This window comes from Caldicellulosiruptor acetigenus (assembly GCF_026914305.1).
GTDB classification, from domain to species: domain Bacteria; phylum Bacillota; class Thermoanaerobacteria; order Caldicellulosiruptorales; family Caldicellulosiruptoraceae; genus Caldicellulosiruptor; species Caldicellulosiruptor acetigenus.
In genome coordinates this window covers 201,605-220,890 of the sequence record NZ_CP113866.1, presented here as the reverse complement: position 1 = coordinate 220,890, position 19,286 = coordinate 201,605, and the positions used below count along the sequence as shown (strand labels likewise).

Here is a 19,286-nt window from a genome sequence, read left to right as displayed (position 1 = left end):
GCCGGCCATGCTACCAGTTCTACCTCATACTTCAAACATCTTTTCAATCAGGAAAAGTCCCATCGTGGTTTTAAAGTATTTGTGCTTTATACTCTTTATTGTTTCGATTTCCACAGAGTCTTCATATATATTTACAAGAAAATCTGCTTCAACAAGGATTTGAAAGTCAATGTCATCTATCTTTGAATATGAATGATGGTTGCCAATGAGAAAAAGTATTCTCTCAAGTGTGTCTTTTTCAATATTCATGGGCAACAAAATTTCTTTTGCAACCTCTGGTCCTTCAATCTCCTGCAGATGACCTGCTGTTGAGTCGTATTTTTGCTCACACACCTTAATACCAATATCATGCAAAAGCGCAGCAGCTTCTAAAACATACTGTTTTTTACTGTCCAAACCTTCCGCCTTTCCAATCAGCCTTGCAAATGAGAACACTTTGAGTGCATGGTTTATTCTTCTCACATCATTTTTGAAATATTTTATCATCTGTAAGGCAATTATATCAATAGAGTCCAACTTAAAACCCCCTGTTTGTAAAACTTCCCAGTAAAATTGCAAAACGGCCAATGGCACAATCTTCTGCCACTGGCCAGATGTCATATTCTGGATTATTAATAAGCGTACAGCTTTCCATATGGGCGTTTGTTGTAAGGAATTAGCTTGTAAAAAGGCTTTGACATTATATATTCTTTGCTATATCCAAAAAGCTTTACAAACTCTGTAACATATTTGTCAATGAACTTGTAATCCTCTTCTTCCATATCAACAACTTTAACCTCTTTCCCAAGCTGATATGGCTGCAGTTCTCCGCGAAGATACATTACACCACCATGCATACCTGTGCCACAGTAAAGCCCTGTTATAGGCTCACCATCTTTTAATGTAAGACCCAGCACAATTATCCTTCCACCTGCCATGTACTCACCAAGAAAATCCCCTGCTTTTCCACCCACAACTAAAACAGGAATCTTGTCTTGATACTCTTTCATGTGAATTCCAACTCTGTAGCCAACATCGCCTTTTATGAAAATCTCGCCGCCGCGCATTCCATAGCCTATAATATCCCCTGCAGAACCATGAACTATTATCTTGCCTGCGTTCATGGTGTTTCCAATACCATCCTGACCGTTTGCAAATACCTCAATTGTAAGGCCGTTCATGAACGCAGCCATGTCGTTTCCAGGGGTGCCATAGATGTTAAGTTTTCTATCCGGGAATGTCAATCCATCGCCAATGTAACGCTGGCCGTTTACGTTTACCAAATCTATCTCTTTATATCCTTCATTCAGAGCGTTTTCTATCATCTCATTCAATTCTTTGTAATGTATGCCTTTTGCATCTATTGTAAGCTTGTTGTGTGCCATTTTAAGCTTTTGCACCCCCTAAAATCTTCTCTTGCCTTATTTCCTTTGGCAAATCTAAATATCCAAAGTCCTCTTCAAGAAGCCTGTGTTTTATACTCTCAACGTTAAAGCCTTCTTTTATCATATTAGTTATCATACCTGCTCTGTCAATTGAGTTTATAAACATAAAGCCAACAACTCTGCCATTTTTGAGATATATCTTTCTGTAAGTATTCTTTTCCTTGTCATGTTTTACCAAGACTTCTATGTCACTTGATGTTGGCACAACAATTCCTGCTGTTATCATGTGCACATCAAAAAACCCTATTGAGTTCATTGGAAAACCTCTGTCAAATGTCTTTTCAACCCCTGCCATGTTATATCCTGCTGTCTCGCCCTGGTTATAAGCATTTGGCCAGATTGGAATTACCCTTTGCTGCTCAAATACAAAGTCGTATCCTTCTGCACAGTCACCTGCGGCATACACATCCTCTATATTTGTTTCCATTTTGTTGTTTACAACAATTCCGCGGTTGATTTTGAGTTCTGTGCCCTTTAAAAAGTCAATGTTTGGAACGACACCTATCGCAAACACAACTATGTCGGCATCTAAAACCTCACCATTTTTGAGCTTTACTTTTTCAACCTTGCCATCGCCTATTATCTCATCAACAGATGTTTCAAGCTTAAAAACTATACCATGCTTTTCAAGCTCATCCTGGACTATTTTTGACGCCTCCAAATCCAGTATAGAACCTAAAATCCTGTTTGCAAGCTCAACAACAGTTACATCTAAATTCCTTTTGATGAGTGCTTCTGCTGCTTTGAGCCCGCTCAGGCCCGCACCAATAACTACCGCCTTTTTTGCCCCATTTTTGATAGCCTCATCTATCGCCTTCACATCATCAAACTTTATGAATGTAAACACATTTTTGAGTTCAAACCCTTTTGTAGGCGGGATGAAAGGCTTTCCACCTGTTGCAATTAAGAGTTTGTCGTATTTTACTTTTTCACCGTCGTCAAGTATAACTTCTTTGTTCTTGAAATCAACTGCTACTGCTTTTTTGCCAAGTTTTGTTTCTACCTTGTTTTTCTCATAGTAGTCCTCATCTCTGATATACATCTTGCTCTCGTCAACTTTCCCGCCAAGGTAGTAAGAGATGAGCGGTCTTGAATATACCCTGTACTTTTCATCTGATATAACAACAATAGGGTTTTGCGCATCAACCTTTCTTATTGCTTCAATACATCCGCACGCAGCAACAGAGTTACCTATTATAACATACTTCATTGATAAGCTCTTCCCCCTTTTTACACCTCTTTGATTTCAAGGGCTTCATTCGGACAGTTCTTGACACATGCAGGCTCGCCGAGCTCCAAGCACAAATCACATTTTGATGCAGCTTTCTTGTTCTCACCTCTTCGCACAGCCCCGTGTGGGCATGCCATTATGCACGACCAGCACCCAACACACTTTTCCTCATCGCAAACTATCCTTCCATCTTCAAGCCTCTTCATTGCACCTGTGATACACGCCTTTGTGCATGGAGCATCATCGCAGTGTCTGCACTGTAGGGCAAATGTGGTCCAAGTTCCACTTTTTTCTTCAACCAAAATTCTCGGTGTTGGTTTTGAATCTTTATGCTTTATATAAAGCTTTACAAGCTCATGAGCCTTCGCATTTGGTTTTTTGTATTTAGAGTGAGCATACACACAGTAAACCTCGCACAGGTGGCACCCTACACACACATCTTCTTTCGGGAAAATCTTTTTTGCCAAAGCCTATACCCCCTCTCCTGCATGCTTGACACCTAAGATTTCCATCTCTTTCTCTGTAAGTCCAACTGCTCTGAGCATAAGTCTATTTCCTCTCAAGCTCTCCAGAGCATTTATTCCCATAAGACCCAGCATCTCTTTTATCTCATGGCTCCAAGCCTTCAAAAGGTTTGCTGCTCTTCTTGCTCCAATCTCAGGATTGAGTCTTTTTACCAAAACAGGGTCCTGTGTTGCTATTCCCCAGTTACACTTTCCTGTATGGCACTTCTGGCAAACATGACAGCCCAATGAAATGAGCGCCGCTGTTCCAATGTAGACTGCATCAGCACCAAGTGCTATAGCCTTCACAACATCGCTACTATTCCTAATTGAACCTGCAACAATGATTGATACCTGGTTTCTAATTCCTTCCTCTCTCAAGCGCGAATCAACAGCTGCCAAAGCAAGTTCTATTGGAATACCAACATTGTCTCTAATTCTGAGTGGTGCTGCACCTGTGCCACCTCTCACACCATCGATTGTGATAAAGTCAGCACCTGCTCTTGCAATACCAGAGGCAATTGCCGCAACGTTGTGAACAGCTGCAATTTTAACACCCACAGGTTTTGTATAGTTTGTTGCTTCTTTTAAAGCAAATATGAGCTGGCGCAAATCTTCAATTGAGTAAATATCATGGTGCGGAGCTGGTGAAATAGCATCAGAGCCAATTGGAATCATTCTTGTTCTTGATACTTCTTCGCCAACCTTCTCACCAGGCAAGTGCCCGCCAATTCCCGGCTTTGCACCCTGACCAATCTTTATCTCAATTGCCGCACCTGCGTTCAAATAGTCAACGTCAACACCAAATCTTCCTGATGCACACTGAACAATTGCTCTTTCTTTGTATTTATAGAGCTTCTGATGAAGTCCACCTTCGCCTGTGTTCCAATATGTTCCCACTTCAACAGCTGCTGCTGCCAAAGACTCACAGGCATTGAGCGATATTGAACCAAACGACATTGCAGAAAACATAATAGGTACTTCTAATTCAAGCTGGGGCGGAAGCTTTGTTTTAAGATTCCCATTTTCGTCAAACTCAAGCTTGTCAGGTTTTCTGCCAATAAATGTTTTGAGCTCCATCGGCTCTCTCAGCGGGTCAATTGACGGATTTGTAACCTGGCTTGCGTTTATTAAGAGCCTATCCCAGTAAATTGGTATTGGTTTATCATTTCCCATACCAGTTAAAAGTATTCCGCCTGTCTCTGCCTGTTTGTATATTTCATTTATATAAGAAGGTGTCCAGTTAGCGTTCTCCTTGAATGCATTTTCTGTCTTTTTGATGGTAAGCGCCTTTGTTGGGCACATAACAACACATCTATGGCATGCAACACACTTTGATGAGTCTGCAACTACTCTGTCTTCCTCTTCATCATATTCATGAACCTCATTTGCACACTGGCGAACACAAACTTTGCATCTTATGCACTTTGTTTCATCCCTTACAACCTCAAACTCATTTTCATATAGCGAAATCATACTATCACCCCTTCGTCCAAAGTAACATACACAGGCTCTCCGCCTTTTGGCATCCAGACCTTTTCCGGGTCTTTGCAGATTTCTCTTATTGCTGCCTCTTCAGATGCAACATATACAAAATCACCTTTTTGTGCAGCAACAAGCGGTCGCAGCTTAATTCTATCGTTAAGCGCTAATATTCCATTTGAAAATCCCAAGATTATCGAAAACGGCCCGTTCACCAAGCAAGATGCATACACTGCTCTTATTGCTTTGAGCTTTTCTCTTTCTTGTTCGCTCTGTCTGTCAATCACACTCCAAAACGGAGCTGCCAGGGCTTTGGCTGCAATCTCAACAGAAAGCTTGTGCTTTCTCAAAAGAAGGTCAAAAAGGTATGCCATGACCTCTGTGTCAGTCCTAAGTGTACACTTGTAACCAAACATCTCTAAGTATCTGTAATTTGTTCCATATGACGAAATTTCGCCATTGTGGACAATTGACCAGTCAAGCAGTGTAAACGGATGCGCACCGCCCCACCAGCCTGGCGTGTTTGTTGGGAATCTTGAGTGCGCTGTCCAGATATATGCCTTGTACTCGTCAATCCTGAAAAACTCGCCTATGTCCTCTGGATATCCAACCCCTTTGAATGCACCCATGTTCTTGCCACTTGAAAATACATACGCACCGTCAATTCTACTGTTTATAAACATTACACTGTCAACAACAAAATCCTCTTCTGTTTTTTCTGTATCTCTCAATCTTTTCTCAAGTGGCTTTACAAAATATCTCCAGACAATCGGGCTGTTTTGAATGCTTGAAACCTTTCTTGTTGGAATTACTTCGCTTTCCAATATCTCAAAGTTATGGTTTAAAAAGTGCTCTGTATCCTCTTTTGCCTTTATATCATCAAAAAATAGGTGAAAAGCATACCAATCTTTTCTGTCAGGATAGATTCCATACGCTGCAAATCCACCACCAAGCCCATTTCCTCTTTCCTTCATGATGGCAATGGAATTGATGATGTCTGTGCCAGAAATCCTCACACCTTTTTTGTTAATAAACCCCGAAATAGCACAACCAGACGGAATTCTAACTTGCCCTTCCCTTAACAATTTCTATACCTCCTGTGTATATAAATTGAAAATTATTTACTATTGAGTTTTTTACTTCTAAAAAAATAACATCTTTTGCATACAAAAAACAACATTTATACATGTATACAATGGGTTAAGTTTAATTATAGCAGCAAATTGTTAAACAATCAATAATAAATTGAAGAGAATTTTTTGTAAGCTGCAAGTTGAAAACAAAAAACTTGCAATTTTGATGTGAAGCTTGTAAACCTTTATGCAGGAAGATAAAAGATAAAAAATTTTGATTGTATCTTTTAATTGCAATGGTTATAGGGTAGAATTTAAGTATAACACAGTCAGACCGAAAAATGAATTTTTAGAGGTGAGAAAATGCCAAAGCAAAGTGGGGTATAGCTTATTACAAAAAAGGGCAGAAAAACATTGTAGAAAGGCATATGCATGACTGTGATGAGTACTATTTTGTGCTTGAAGGGAAGTTAAAGGTCATTTCAGAAGAGAAAGAATACATACTTGAAAAAGGTGACATGCTTTGGACCAAGATGGGCGACTTTCATGAAATAGTTGAGGCATTAGAAGACCCAACAATGTTCTGGCTTGAAGGACCATTGATGGGCAAAAGACGAAAAGGGCATCAGTATGAGCTATAAATATGGTATTGAAAAGAGTTTAGTTTTACTGTAAAATAATAAATAGCTTTTGGATAAAAACTAAAAATAGGTTCTGCTCTTTGTTAAAAGGGAGTAGCACCAAAAGCCTTGTCCTCAACATTCGCGAGAAAGGTATTTTAAAAGACCTTTCTCTGGGGATAAGGGCCCAAAATAGGGTGTGCGAGACTTTTAACATGTGATTCACCGTCACATGTTAAAAGTCTTTTTTATTTGTCTTTAAAAAGATTTTGCAAAACCCATAATAGTTTTTGTCAGCAGTTTTAAAAGCTCTTCAAAACACTTTTGAAGAAGGAGGGATTTGAGCTTGAATCAAAATTTTTCTGATTTTCACTCTAAAACTGTAGAGACCGTTTTGGAGAATCTTAAAACCAGTTTAAACGGACTTTCCTTTGAAGAGGCAGAAGAAAGACTCAAAGTATATGGAAAAAACGTAATTGAAGAAGGAAAAAAGAAATCCATATTTGCTCTTTTCCTGGAACAATTCAAAAATGTAATGGTACTTGTACTGTTTGCTGCGGCTATAATCTCAATTCTTCTTGGCGAAGCAGCAGATGCCGCAATCATCTTGGCAGTACTGCTCATCAACGCAGTCTTTGGAGTTGCCCAGGAACTAAAGGCTGAAAAAGCCATTGATGCTCTCAAAAAACTTAATATGCCATATGCAAAGGTTTACAGAGATGGCCACCTGATGCAGATTAAAACCGATGAAATAGTAGTTGGCGATATAATTGAGATTGAAGCAGGGGATATTGTTCCAGCAGACTTGAGGCTCATTGAAAGCTTCAATCTTAAAATTGATGAGTCAGCTTTAACTGGAGAATCTGTCCCTGTTGAAAAAGATGCAAATGACGTTCTTGCTGAGTCAACACCTCTTGCAGAGAGAACCAATATGGCTTTCATGGGAACAATTGTAACATATGGTCGAGCAAAAGGTGTGGTTGTTTCAACAGGCATGAAAACAGAGATAGGCAAAATTGCAAACTTTGTCAACCTCCAATCTGCAATTGATACTAAAACTCCTCTTCATGAAAAGTTAGAAGAAATCGGGAAATATCTTACAGTTGGAATTCTGGCAATTGCATTTATTGTCTTTGTGACAGGATTGCTTTATAAGCGAGATGTATTTGAAATGTTTTTGACAGCTGTGTCATTGGCTGTTGCTGCAATCCCTGAAGGACTTCCCGCTGTTGTAACAATTGTTCTGGCAATTGGTGTTCAAAGAATGGCAAAACGAAACGCTATAATAAGAAGACTTTCTTCGATTGAGACATTAGGAAGAGTAGAAGTTATTTGTTCTGACAAAACGGGGACACTTACTCAAAACAAGATGAATGTTGTGAAAGTCTATTGTAATGATAACTTGAGCGAAAATCTTGAACATGAAGATAATGCAACTAAAACCCTACTTCAGATAATGGCACTTTGTAATGACGTCAAACTTGATTTGGTTGATAAACAGCCCCAGTTTATAGGTGACCCTACCGAAATTGCCTTAGTAAAATTTGCTTATGAAAAGGGATTGAACAAGAACGCCATCGAAAAGGTTTTTAAGAGAGTATATGAAGTACCTTTTGATTCTGTCAGAAAAATGATGACAACTGTGCATGAGATTAAAAATGACCAAAAACTTCTGGTATTTTCCAAAGGCGCTGTCGATGTAATAATTAATAAGTGTAAGTTTATAATGGTAAATGATGAAATACTCCCACTTGATGAAAATATACGCCAAAAAATCCTGCAAGCAAACAAAGAAATGACATCAAACGCCCTGCGAGTATTGGCTTTTGCTTACAAAGAAATTGATAAAAATGAGTTAGAAGATAAAAATACCATTGAAGATAACCTCATCTTTATAGGACTTGTTGGAATGATTGACCCGCCACGCAAAGAAGCTTATGGAGCAGTTGAAGTGTGCTACCAAGCAGGAATCACACCTGTGATGATAACAGGAGACCATAAAGATACAGCTTTAGCCATTGCAAAAGAATTAAAAATAATTGATACAAGCAAAGATGAACTTTCACAAGTTTTGACTGGTAGCGAAATTGAGAAATTAGATGACCAACAGTTAAAAGAAAAAGTAAAAGAAGTGAGAGTATATGCAAGAGTCTCACCTGAGCACAAATTAAGAATTGTAAGCAGCTGGAAAAGTCATGGCAAAATAGTTGCTATGACAGGCGATGGGGTAAACGACGCACCTGCATTAAAAGCTGCTGATATTGGAATTGGTATGGGAATAACCGGAACCGATGTTACCAAAAACGTATCTGATGTTATTTTGGCAGATGATAACTTTGCCACAATTGTTGCAGCTGTTGAAGAAGGAAGAAAGATTTATGACAATATACGAAAAACCATACAGTTTTTGCTTTCTTCAAATATTGGAGAGGTTGTAACACTCTTTTTGGCAACACTTTTAAACTGGGTAGTATTGTATCCAATTCATATCCTGTGGGTAAATCTTGTGACTGACACGTTCCCTGCTTTAGCACTTGGTATGGAAAAAGCAGAAAGTGATGTAATGAAAAGAAAACCAAAGAAAACTTCAGAAAATATATTTGCAGGTGGGCTTGGCTTTTCAATTTTGTATCAAGGTTTTCTAAAAGGCTTGATAACATTAATGGTATTCTTTATAGGAAACAAATTATATGACCACAAAACTGCAATCACCATGACTTTCATGACGCTCAGCCTCATACAACTTACACATGCATACAATGTGCGTTCAAACATTAATTCGCTATTCAAAATGGGTGTATTTTCAAACAAATATTTAAATCTTGCTTTTATAGCCTCGTTTTTGCTTCAGGTTGTAGTGCTATTAGTTCCACCGCTGAGAGAGCTATTTAAGCTCGCATACCTTAACTTTTCACAGTGGGCAATCGTAATTTTTGCGTCACTTTCTATTATCCCTATTGTGGAAGTTGTAAAATATTTTACACGGCACTTCCATAAAGAATAATTCCAAAAGCTTTGTCAAGAAGAGGTCAGAAAGCATCCTCTTCTTGACACTTTTTATTTAAGAGTAGTATTCTTATTGAGAAACATTAACAAAAGAAAGGGATGACAAAATGGTAGCAGGATATATCTTGAAACTAATTATTTCTCTATTTGTTATACTTATGGGCTGTACCTTTTTTACAAACGCTGTTGAATGGTTCGGGAAAAAGCTAAACCTTGCCGAGGGAGCAGTTGGGAGCATTTTAGCTGCGGTTGGCACTGCACTACCAGAAACCATTATACCCATTATTGCCATTCTTTTTTCAAAGGGTGAAAGTTCAAATGAAGTTGGAATTGGTGCGATTGCCGGTGCACCTTTTATGCTTGGAACACTTGCTTTTTTCATAACAGGGCTGGCAGTTATAGTTTACACATTGCTCAAAAAAAGAACCTTAAAAATGAATGTTGACCTGAGCGTATTTGAAAGAGACCTTACCTACTTTATGATTGTCTATGGCATTGCTGTTGCTACAACTTTTATACAAAACCATAAGCTAATTAGAACAATAATTGCTATCACTCTTTTTGTTGCTTATCTTATCTATGTAAAAAAGACGCTTGCGGATGAGTCTGAAAATGAAGAAACTCAAGAGCTTGAAGAGCTGTATTTCACAAGGTTTTTAAAACTTCCAAACAACCTTCTTTGGATAAGCGTCCAGCTTATTCTGTCACTTGCTATAATAATCTTTGGTGCACACCTTTTTGTTGAATATGTCCAGAAAGTTGCAACTTTGATTGGAATCTCAGCACTTGTTCTTTCAATCATCATCACACCAATTGCAACAGAGCTTCCTGAAAAGCTGAACTCTGTAATATGGATTGGCAAGAAAAAAGACACACTTGCACTCGGAAACATAACAGGTGCTATGGTATTTCAGTCATCTGTTCCTGTTGTTTTTGGCATAATTTTTACACCATGGAACCTGAAAGGAATCACAATGGTCTCGGCAATTTTGGCTTTCTGCTCTGCTGTATTAAATCTTATTTGGGTAAAAGTTAAGAAGAATGTCAATCCCATTGCACTTTTGTTTGGTGGAGTGCTGTATCTTATATTTATAGCTTATGTTTTCTGGATATAATTGTATAGATTTTTATTCCTTGTTTGTGTTATAATTAAGAAAAACAAGCAAAGCTTTGAGGAGAAAAACAATGAGTGATAGGGAAATACTGGAGCTAATACTTGAAAAAGTAACTGCAGTTGACCAAAAGGTTGACAGGCTTGAAAAGAGGGTTGAAAGCCTTGAAAAGAGGGTTGAAAACCTTGAAAAGAAAGTTGAAGCCCTCGAAAGGAGAGTTGAAAGTCTCGAAAGAAGAGTTGAGAGTCTCGAAAGAAGAGTAGAAAGCCTTGAAAAGAGAATGGATTCACTTGAGGCGAGAGTTGAAAGGTTAGAACTTCAGGTTGCAGAAAACACCCAGATTCTAAAAGCCTTAGAGCACTTAGCGCAGGTAAACAAAGCGGAACATGACAATTTTACCCATCAGCTTGCACGGATTGAAGGGCTACTTTCTTCTGAGATATCAAAAAACAAAGAAGAACACCAGCTGCTTTTTGTAAAGACCGAGGAAAACTCTGAGAAGATAACAAGGCTTGAAAAAGACATGGTTGTAATCGAATCTGTTTGTGGGAAGAATATGCAAGATATAGCTTTTTTGAAAGGTGTAAAGAATTAAAGAGCATTCACATACAAAAAGCTGCCAATCTACGGGGCAGCTTTTTTATTTGCTTCTTTGCAATATTTTCACCTCTATCTATTTTTTTATTTAACAAATTGTTAACACATTGTGATATAGTTTATACTATAATTAAAGTTGAGCGTCTATATACTTTATTGATTTTGGAGGAGGGATAATTTTTGATAAAGGTCGAACACTTAACCAAAAAGTATGGCCAGCACTACGCAATACACGACATCTCGTTTGAGGTACAAAAGGGGGAGATTGTTGGTTTTTTGGGTCCAAACGGTGCTGGAAAATCTACAACAATGAATATAATCACAGGATACCTATCACCTACAGAAGGTACTGCATATGTGGACGGATTTGACATCTTAGAAGAACCAGAAGAAGTGAAAAAAAGAATAGGATATCTTCCTGAAAACCCACCGCTTTACATGGACATGACTGTGCAAGAATACCTTGACTTTGTGAGCGATATCAAAAAGGTGGATAAAAAAGAGAAAAAAAGAAGTATGGATAAGATAATGGAAACTGTTGGCATTGCCCATGTGAGAAACAGGCTCATAAAAAATCTTTCAAAGGGATACAAGCAGAGAGTGGGACTTGCCCAGGCTTTAATCGGAAATCCACCTGTTTTGATTTTGGACGAGCCAACAATTGGACTTGACCCAAAGCAGATAATTGAAATAAGGTCTGTTATAAAGAATCTTCGAAGCGAACACACAATAATCTTAAGCTCACATATCCTGCCAGAGGTCAGTGCTGTTTGCGAAAGAGTTCTTATAATCAACAAAGGAAAGATAGTTGCAAGTGACACACCCGAGAATCTATCCAAAAGACTTACTCACGGAAGCAAACTTCAACTGAGAGTATTAGGTCAAAGACAAAAGCTTTATGGAATACTTGAAAAGGTACCGGGTGTAAAATACATAGAATTTATCGGTCCAAAAGAACCAAACACTGTTGAGGTTATTGTTGAAGCAGAAAACGAGATGGATATAAGGGCAGATATATTCTATGCGCTGAGCGAGGCAAAACTACCTATTCTGATGATGAGAGCGGTTGACCTGACGCTTGAGGAGATATTCCTGCAGCTCACAACCGAGGAGAAGGAGGCTGAAGCTGTATGAGCGCAGTTTTGAAAAAAGAGTTAAAGATATACTATTCAACACCAACAGGTTATATATTCATGGGATTTTTCCTTTTGATTTCGGGATTTTTCTTTGCAGTGTCAAACCTGTTCCCAGCAAGCCCGAACTATACATCAGTGCTTGGTAACATAACATTCATATTCTTAGTTGTTGTGCCAGTTTTGACAATGAGACTTTTGAGTGAAGAGGCAAGAACAAAGACAGACCAGCTTCTTTTAACATCGCCATTGAAACTTACAGAAATCGTGCTTGGTAAGTATTTAGCTGCTGTTACTGTTTTTGTTATTACCATTGCTGTTACCATATTGTACCCCATAATACTTTCTTTTTACGGCGACATTCCTGTTGCAGAAACCTTGGGTGCATATATAGGATTTTTCCTTCTTGGATGTTCATTTATCTCAGTAGGTCTTTTTATATCATCACTGACAGACAACCAGTTCATTGCAGCTGTTGTGACATTTTCTGCGCTGCTTTTGACATGGGTTGTGGACTGGCTTGAATCTGCACTCCCAACAGACAGAGTTGCAGGATTTATATTTGTGCTAATTCTTGTTGGGCTAGTTAGCGCATGGATTTATCTTACGATAAGAAATATAATTATCAGCGTTTCAGCGGCAGCTTTAGGAACAGCAGCATTTGTTGCGGTGTACATCTTAAAACCAGAGTTTTATGACAATGCTATAGTTAGATTTTTTAAGTGGTTCTCGCTTTTGAGTAGATATCAAAAATTCACAAACGGACTTTTGGATTTGTCATCAATAGTGTACTATTTATCATTTATATTCGTGTTTATATTCCTCACAATAAGAGTCCTTGAGAAAAGAAGATGGAGCTAAAAAAGGGGGAAGAAATGGTGAAGCTTGATTTAAAGGCTATAAAAAGCTCATTTAATACAAGAAAGTTCAAATACGGCGGATATGCTGCTATGCTGACCGCATCTGTAATCGCTATCCTGATAGTTCTAAACCTTTTAGTTGGCCAAATTCCAGCAAAGCTTGACCTTACACACAACAGGCTATACTCACTTTCAAAGCCCACGGTTGACCTTTTGAAAAATCTAAAAAAAGAGGTCACAATCTATGCTCTTTTCCCAACTGGAAATGAAAATCCTGTGATATCTGAGTTTATCCAAAAATATGCTGAAAAATCCTCGCATGTAAAAATTAAATACATAGACCCTTACAAAAACCCAGGGTTTGTTAAAAAATATGATACAAGTGGCTCAGGCATTGATGAAGGTTCGCTCATTGTCGAAAGCGGCAACAAGTTCAGGGTAATAAACAGATACGATATGGTCGACTATTCATACGATGAACAGACAGGCGAGTCAAATGTCACCGGTCTTACAATTGAACAAAAACTGACACCTGCTATCCTGTATGTTACATCTGACAAAAGCCCTGTATTGTATGAGCTAAAAGGTCATGGAGAGGACACGCTTGTTGGACTTGGCATCTCAAGCGAGATTGAGGCTGCAAACTATGAGATAAGAGATTTAAACCTTCTTACTGAAAAGAGCGTACCTCAGGATGCAACAGCTGTGATAGTAATCTCTCCAAAGACAGACATCTCAGACATTGAGCTTAAAAAACTAAAAGACTATATAAATGGCGGCGGGCGTGTAATGTTTTTGATTGACCTACTGAAAGATGAGCTCAAAAACTTCAACAGTCTGTTTGAAAGCTTGGGAGTCAGACTCGAACACGGAATTGTCATGGAAGGTGACAACAACTACAACGCAGGAAATCCTGTGTGGATACTTCCAAAGTTTGAATCACACGATATTGTAAACCCAATTGATCTTAACAACATGTACATGCTCATACCAAATGCCCAGCCAATTGTGGAAACAAAGTTCAAAAAAAGAACAATCACCATCGAAAAGCTTCTTACAACAACATCTAACTCATGGCTGAGAAAGGATTTGAACTCAACATCTTTTAGCAAAGAAAAAGGTGATGAGAGCGGCCCATTCACTTTGGCTGTTGCAATCACCGATAAAGCTGATGCTCTCAACGCAAAATTAAGGCCAAGAGATGCAAAGGTTGTGATAGTTGGCAATGCAACATTTTTAAATGCTCAGTTTTCAAAAAGCGTTCCTGGAAACCTGAACTTTGTAATAAACGCTCTTAACTGGCTGCAGGACAAAAAAGACAATCTGCAGATCCAGCCAAAAGACCTTACAACCTTCAGGCTCAATATTAGCACAACACAGGCTATGATCTGGGCAGCAATTGCTGTTGTTGGAATACCTGTTGTTATTCTGGTATTAGGCCTTACTATCTGGCTGAGGAGGAGACATCTATGAGAAAGAAGAAGAATAGGCTTTTCACAATTGTATCGGTACTTTTAGTTTTGGTGCTTGTAATTGGCGCCTACTTTTATGTAAGTTATGTGAACAAGAAAAAACAAGAGGCTGAAGAAAAAAAGTCCTCTTCAGCCTCTGTTACTGTAACAAATTTTGATAGAAATAAGATTACAAAGATAGATATTAAGCATGACGATGTTCACCTTGTCCTTGAAAAGGTCAAAGATAAGTGGATTGTAAATGGAATCAACAACCCCCTTTATTTTGACCAGGACAAGATAGACGATATAGCATTTTCGTGCGCTCAAATGACAGCTGAAAAGGTTGCTGATACCAACCCCAAAGACCTCAAAAAATACGGGCTTGACAACCCAAAATCAATTGTTGAGGCAACTTTCAGCGACGGGAAAAAAGTCACATTTTATCTTGGGTCAGAAACACCCATAACTTCCACTTACTATTTAATGAAAAAAGGTGATCCGAAAGTCTATGTTGTGTGGACAAACCATGCAGAAAACTTTACAATAAAACCTCAGAAGCTTCTGAGTGTTAAAATACCAGAGATTGACACTCAAAATATCACCTATGTGAAACTTGTAAGAAAAGGTCAGCCGACAATTGAAATCAAAAAAGTTGACGAGAAAAATTCAAAAGAAAATGAATGGAAGTACTATGTAAGACTGTGGAACTTGGTTCAGCCATACAGCCAGCCAGTTGGAGTATCAAGCGATAAGTTTTCAGAGTTCATTGAAAATGTTCCAAACTTCAGCCCGGAAGACATAGTTGGCGAAGATGTCTACAATCCTAAGTATGGACTGCAATCGCCAAGGATAGAGCTTATTGTAAAGGACAACAAAAACACTTTGCACCTTTTTGTCGGCAACAATGCAGATGACTCAACTGTTTACTGCAAAATGGCAGACTCTAAAGTTGTCTTCACAATGTCGACTTATAAGACAGATTTCATGAACACCATAAAGCCTTTTGACCTTATAGAAAAGTTTGCTTATATTGTAAATATTGATTATGTTGACAAGATTGAAATCTTTACTAAAGAGAAGAAACATACACTTATACTTGACAAAAAGCTCATCAAAAAAGCTACAAGCGAAGAGGAAACTGATGAGTACAAATATAACTTCCAGGCTGACGGAAGAAAGATTGATGAAGACACATTCAAAAAGTTCTATCAAGAAATCATTGGCCTTCTAATTGACGGTGAAAACGACAAAAAGCCAACAGGCACACCTGAGGTCACCATGAAATTCTATCTTGTCAACAAAAAGGTTGATGTGATGGAGTACATTCCTTACAACGACGACTTTTACATGGTTGTTCGAAATGGAAAGTCTGATTTTGTGATTGCAAAAGAACAGGTTCAAAAGGTGTTGAAAGACTTAGAAGACTTGGTTGCAGGCAAGTACAAACCGCCAGAGAACTAATCAAAAAAGGAGCTGTCAAACCACGGCAGCTCCTTATATTTTTGTCATGTGGTTTGGCTTAATATCTTTATATCATTTTTAGTTTTTTGATATTGTATGTTCATCTGCTAATAAATTAAAATGAATAATGTATATAAAAACCATAGTTATTTTAAAAATGTGAGGTGAAATTCATGCTTGACAAAAATTTTTATCAAAATCCCAAAATTCAACACATAAATATGGAAGAGCCAAGAAGTTCTTTTATACCTTTTGACAATCCTCAAAAAGCTCTTGAAAATGAATGGGAACTTTCAAATTCTTTTAGGCTACTGAATGGAAAGTGGTATTTTAAACTTTTTGATATGCCCTGCATGGTGACAGAGGATATAATCTTGGCAGATCCAAAAACCTGCGATTTTGACCAGATTATTGTTCCCAGTAATTTTCAGATGTTTGGTCAAGACATACCAATCTACACAAATACCCGATACCCAATCCCTGTCGACCCACCGTTTGTGCCAGATATAAACCCAACAGGTGTCTACAAAAGAGATTTTTATATTTCTCAAGAAGACTTAGACAAAGAAATATTTGTTGTATTTGAAGGGGTAGACTCAGCATTTTATGTGTTCATAAACGGCAGCTTTGTCGGGTTTTCAAAAGGGCCACACATGATGCACGAATTTGACATCACAAGATTTGTCCAAGAAGGAAGGAACACCATCACAGTTGTTGTTCTAAAATATTCAGATGGAACTTACTTGGAAGACCAGGACAAATGGCGAATGAGCGGAATATTCAGAGATGTGTATCTTCTTTTGCGACCAAAGATGTTTGTAAGAGATGTGTATTTAAAACCAATTTTGAGTGATGACCTCAAAGAAGGATGCTTGACTGCTGAGATTGAAATTGAAAACAGAAACAATGACCAAAAAGAATTCAGCATAGAAGTGCAAATCTTCTTTGATAAAACTTTAATCAAAAGCTCAAACAAATCGTTAAGACTTTCTGCCTCTGGCAAGCAAGAGATCACTTTTGAATTTCAAATTGAAAGTCCAAGGTTGTGGAGTGCAGAGCTACCGAACCTTTACACATTTCTTGCAATCTTAAAGGATGTAGACGGAAACATTTTAGAAATTATCCCTCAGAGCTTTGGTTTTAGAAAGATAGAAATAAAGAACGGAGTATTTTATCTAAACAACGTACCTATAAAGTTAAAAGGTGTCAACAGACATGACATGCACCCAAGAGTTGGGTTTGCAGTGACAAGAAAGATGATGCAAGAGGACATAACTTTGATGAAACAGCACAATATAAACTGTGTAAGAACCTCACACTATCCCAACCATCCTTATTTTTTGGAGCTGTGTGACAGATTCGGCATTTATGTTATTGATGAAGCTGATTTGGAAACACACGGATTTGGAGCGGTTGGTGACTGGGGACTTCTGGCAAAAGATCCCATGTGGGAAGATGCGTTTGTGGAAAGGGCAAAGATGATGGTAAAGAGGGACAAAAACCATCCATCAATCATCATGTGGTCGCTTGGAAATGAGTCTGGCTATGGCCCTAATCACGATAAAATGGCTGAGTGGATAAGGTCATATGATAAAAGTCGCCCTATTCACTATGAAAGTGCCCGTGATGCTGAGGTTGTGGATATTGTAAGTGTTATGTATCCACCAGTTAATTATCTTGAAGAAGAGGGCAAAAAGCAAGAAAGACGTCCATTTTTTATGTGCGAGTATGCACATGCGATGGGCAACGGTCCTAGAAACCTCAAAGAGTACTGGGATGTGATATACAAATACCCACGTCTTCTTGGTGGATGTGTGTGGGAGTGGGCAGACCATGGAATTTTGACAAAGACACCTGATGGGAAAGAGTACTATGCATACGGCGGGGATTTTGGTGATGAGCCAAACGATGGTAACTTCTGTATAGATGGACTTCTTTTCCCCGACAGAACTCCATCGCCCGGGGTGATTGAGCTCAAGAAAGTTTACGAACCAGTGGTCATTGAGCTTTTAGACAAAGAAAGAGGAATTTTCAAGGTAACAAACAGGTATGACTTTGTTTCTTTAAACCACATTGAAGTTGAATGGGAATTGCTGTCAAACGGCAGGGTTGTGAAAGAGGGCGTCCTTGACGTGAGTGATGTTCTGCCCCACTCTTCAAAAGAGGTTAAAATTGATGAAGTCAAAGAAGTTTTGGAAGGCTACAAGGGAGAGCTTTTTATCACCTTCACAGCAAAGCTTAAAAATTCAACAGCGTGGGCAAAGAGGGGATTTGTTATAACAAGGTCACAGATTGCACTCAGAGAAGATACATCTCAAGAGACTGTGCAAAAAATTGAGAAGGCAAATTCTATCTTATCAAAGCAAAACAGGTTTGAAGTAGTAGATTTTCCTGACAAAGTAGCAGTTTTTGCAGGCAGCATATTGGCAGAGTTTTGCAGATGGACAGGTGATTTGGTAAGCTTGAGCTACAGTGGCCTTGAGCTTATAAAATTCTCGCCAAGGTTCAATCTTTGGAGGGCTCTAACAGACAACGACGTGCATATCAAAAACGAATGGATAAAAGCTGGATTTGACAAGCTTCAAAGAAGAATTGTAAATGTTAGCTTTGAAAAGCAAAGCGAGTACTTCAAAGTGCAAACAACATCGGTTTATGGCGCATATTCAGTAAAGCCTGTATTTGAAGTAACTACAAGTTACAAGGTTTTTAAATCAGGAATTATAGAAACAAATGTATATGCGCGGGCTCTAAGAGAACTTCCGCCACTTCCAAAGATAGGACTGCAGTTTATGATGCCAAAAGAGTTTGAGTATGTCAAATACTACGGAAGGGGACCTCACGAAAACTATCCTGATATCAAACAAAGCGCCATTGTGGGAATATATGACATGGCTATAAAAGACATGTACGTTCCATATATAATGCCCCAGGAATATGGAAACAGGTGCGACGTTAGATGGGCTTTTGTGTACAACATCTATGGAATAGGACTTTGTATTAAGGGTGTACCAACATTTAACTTCAGCGCAAGAGAATATACTGATGATATGCTAACAAGAGCAAAACACACATATGAACTGACAAAAGCAGATGGAATTGTTGTGAATGTGGACTTTAAGATAGGCGGTATTGGAAGCCAAAGCTGCGGCCCTGGCCCGTTGGAGAAGTATTTAATCAAAGATGACAAATTTGAATTTTGCTTTTATATGATACCTCTTAACAATAATAGCTTAAATATTGAAAAGCTGTGGTAAAAAGTCAAAAAGGGGGATGCTCTTTTATGCCTTGTTGCCAAAGAGCATACCCCCTGATTTTTAGCAATTTTTTAAT

Annotated in this window: 15 protein-coding genes; 9 read left to right on the top strand and 6 right to left on the bottom strand. The window is 38.4% G+C overall.

Going from position 1 to position 19,286, the window contains the following annotated elements; translation table 11 throughout:
* Positions 1–24: 24 nt before the first annotated feature.
* The 6 genes from OTK01_RS00865 to OTK01_RS00840 form a co-directional block, all read right to left on the bottom strand.
* Positions 25–516, bottom strand: a complete 492-nt coding sequence (locus OTK01_RS00865; protein WP_029228457.1) for an HD domain-containing protein — start codon at positions 514–516, stop codon at positions 25–27.
* Positions 517–611: 95 nt separating this feature from the next.
* Positions 612–1,364: a GltB/FmdC/FwdC-like GXGXG domain-containing protein gene (locus OTK01_RS00860; RefSeq protein WP_013433554.1), complete on the bottom strand. Its 753-nt coding sequence runs from the start codon at positions 1,362–1,364 to the stop codon at positions 612–614.
* Position 1,365: 1 nt separating this feature from the next.
* A complete protein-coding gene (locus OTK01_RS00855) occupies positions 1,366–2,634 on the bottom strand; it encodes an NAD(P)/FAD-dependent oxidoreductase (protein ID WP_013433555.1) in 1,269 nt (422 codons plus the stop codon).
* 20 nt (positions 2,635–2,654) lie between these two features.
* Positions 2,655–3,122 (bottom strand): 4Fe-4S dicluster domain-containing protein, encoded by a 468-nt coding sequence (locus tag OTK01_RS00850; protein WP_014041759.1) that lies wholly within the window; start codon positions 3,120–3,122, stop codon positions 2,655–2,657.
* A 3-nt stretch (positions 3,123–3,125) separates the two neighbouring features.
* Entirely contained in the window at positions 3,126–4,634 is a 1,509-nt protein-coding gene (locus OTK01_RS00845) for a glutamate synthase-related protein (protein WP_029228458.1), read from the bottom strand.
* Complete coding sequence (locus tag OTK01_RS00840) at positions 4,631–5,725, bottom strand: class II glutamine amidotransferase (RefSeq protein ID WP_029228459.1); 1,095 nt, start codon at positions 5,723–5,725, stop codon at positions 4,631–4,633. The genes OTK01_RS00845 and OTK01_RS00840 overlap by 4 nt, the downstream gene beginning before the upstream one ends.
* A 371-nt stretch (positions 5,726–6,096) precedes the next feature.
* Here OTK01_RS00840 and OTK01_RS00835 point away from each other — a divergent pair, with 371 nt between their 5' ends.
* The 9 genes from OTK01_RS00835 (at position 6,097) to OTK01_RS00795 (ending at position 19,210) form a co-directional block, all read left to right on the top strand.
* A complete protein-coding gene (locus OTK01_RS00835; protein WP_269011810.1) occupies positions 6,097–6,354 on the top strand; it encodes a cupin domain-containing protein in 258 nt (85 codons plus the stop codon).
* 325 nt (positions 6,355–6,679) lie between these two features.
* Entirely contained in the window at positions 6,680–9,337 is a 2,658-nt protein-coding gene (locus OTK01_RS00830; RefSeq protein WP_029228461.1) for a calcium-translocating P-type ATPase, SERCA-type, read from the top strand.
* A gap of 109 nt (positions 9,338–9,446) precedes the next feature.
* A complete protein-coding gene (locus OTK01_RS00825) occupies positions 9,447–10,454 on the top strand; it encodes a sodium:calcium antiporter (RefSeq protein ID WP_029228462.1) in 1,008 nt (335 codons plus the stop codon).
* 70 nt (positions 10,455–10,524) lie between these two features.
* Positions 10,525–11,046: a nucleopolyhedrovirus P10 family protein gene (locus OTK01_RS00820; RefSeq protein WP_029228463.1), complete on the top strand. Its 522-nt coding sequence runs from the start codon at positions 10,525–10,527 to the stop codon at positions 11,044–11,046.
* 182 nt (positions 11,047–11,228) lie between these two features.
* Complete coding sequence (locus tag OTK01_RS00815; RefSeq protein ID WP_013433562.1) at positions 11,229–12,182, top strand: ABC transporter ATP-binding protein; 954 nt, start codon at positions 11,229–11,231, stop codon at positions 12,180–12,182.
* Positions 12,179–13,042, top strand: a complete 864-nt coding sequence (locus tag OTK01_RS00810) for an ABC transporter permease (protein WP_029228464.1) — start codon at positions 12,179–12,181, stop codon at positions 13,040–13,042. Before OTK01_RS00815 ends, OTK01_RS00810 begins: the two co-directional genes overlap by 4 nt.
* A 14-nt stretch (positions 13,043–13,056) precedes the next feature.
* Positions 13,057–14,514, top strand: a complete 1,458-nt coding sequence (locus OTK01_RS00805; RefSeq protein WP_029228465.1) for a GldG family protein — start codon at positions 13,057–13,059, stop codon at positions 14,512–14,514.
* Entirely contained in the window at positions 14,511–15,956 is a 1,446-nt protein-coding gene (locus tag OTK01_RS00800) for a DUF4340 domain-containing protein (RefSeq protein WP_029228466.1), read from the top strand. Before OTK01_RS00805 ends, OTK01_RS00800 begins: the two co-directional genes overlap by 4 nt.
* Positions 15,957–16,129: 173 nt before the next feature.
* The gene (locus tag OTK01_RS00795) at positions 16,130–19,210 is read left to right on the top strand and encodes a glycoside hydrolase family 2 TIM barrel-domain containing protein (protein WP_029228467.1); all 3,081 of its coding nucleotides are present in this window, start codon (positions 16,130–16,132) and stop codon (positions 19,208–19,210) included.
* Positions 19,211–19,286: the final 76 nt, after the last annotated feature.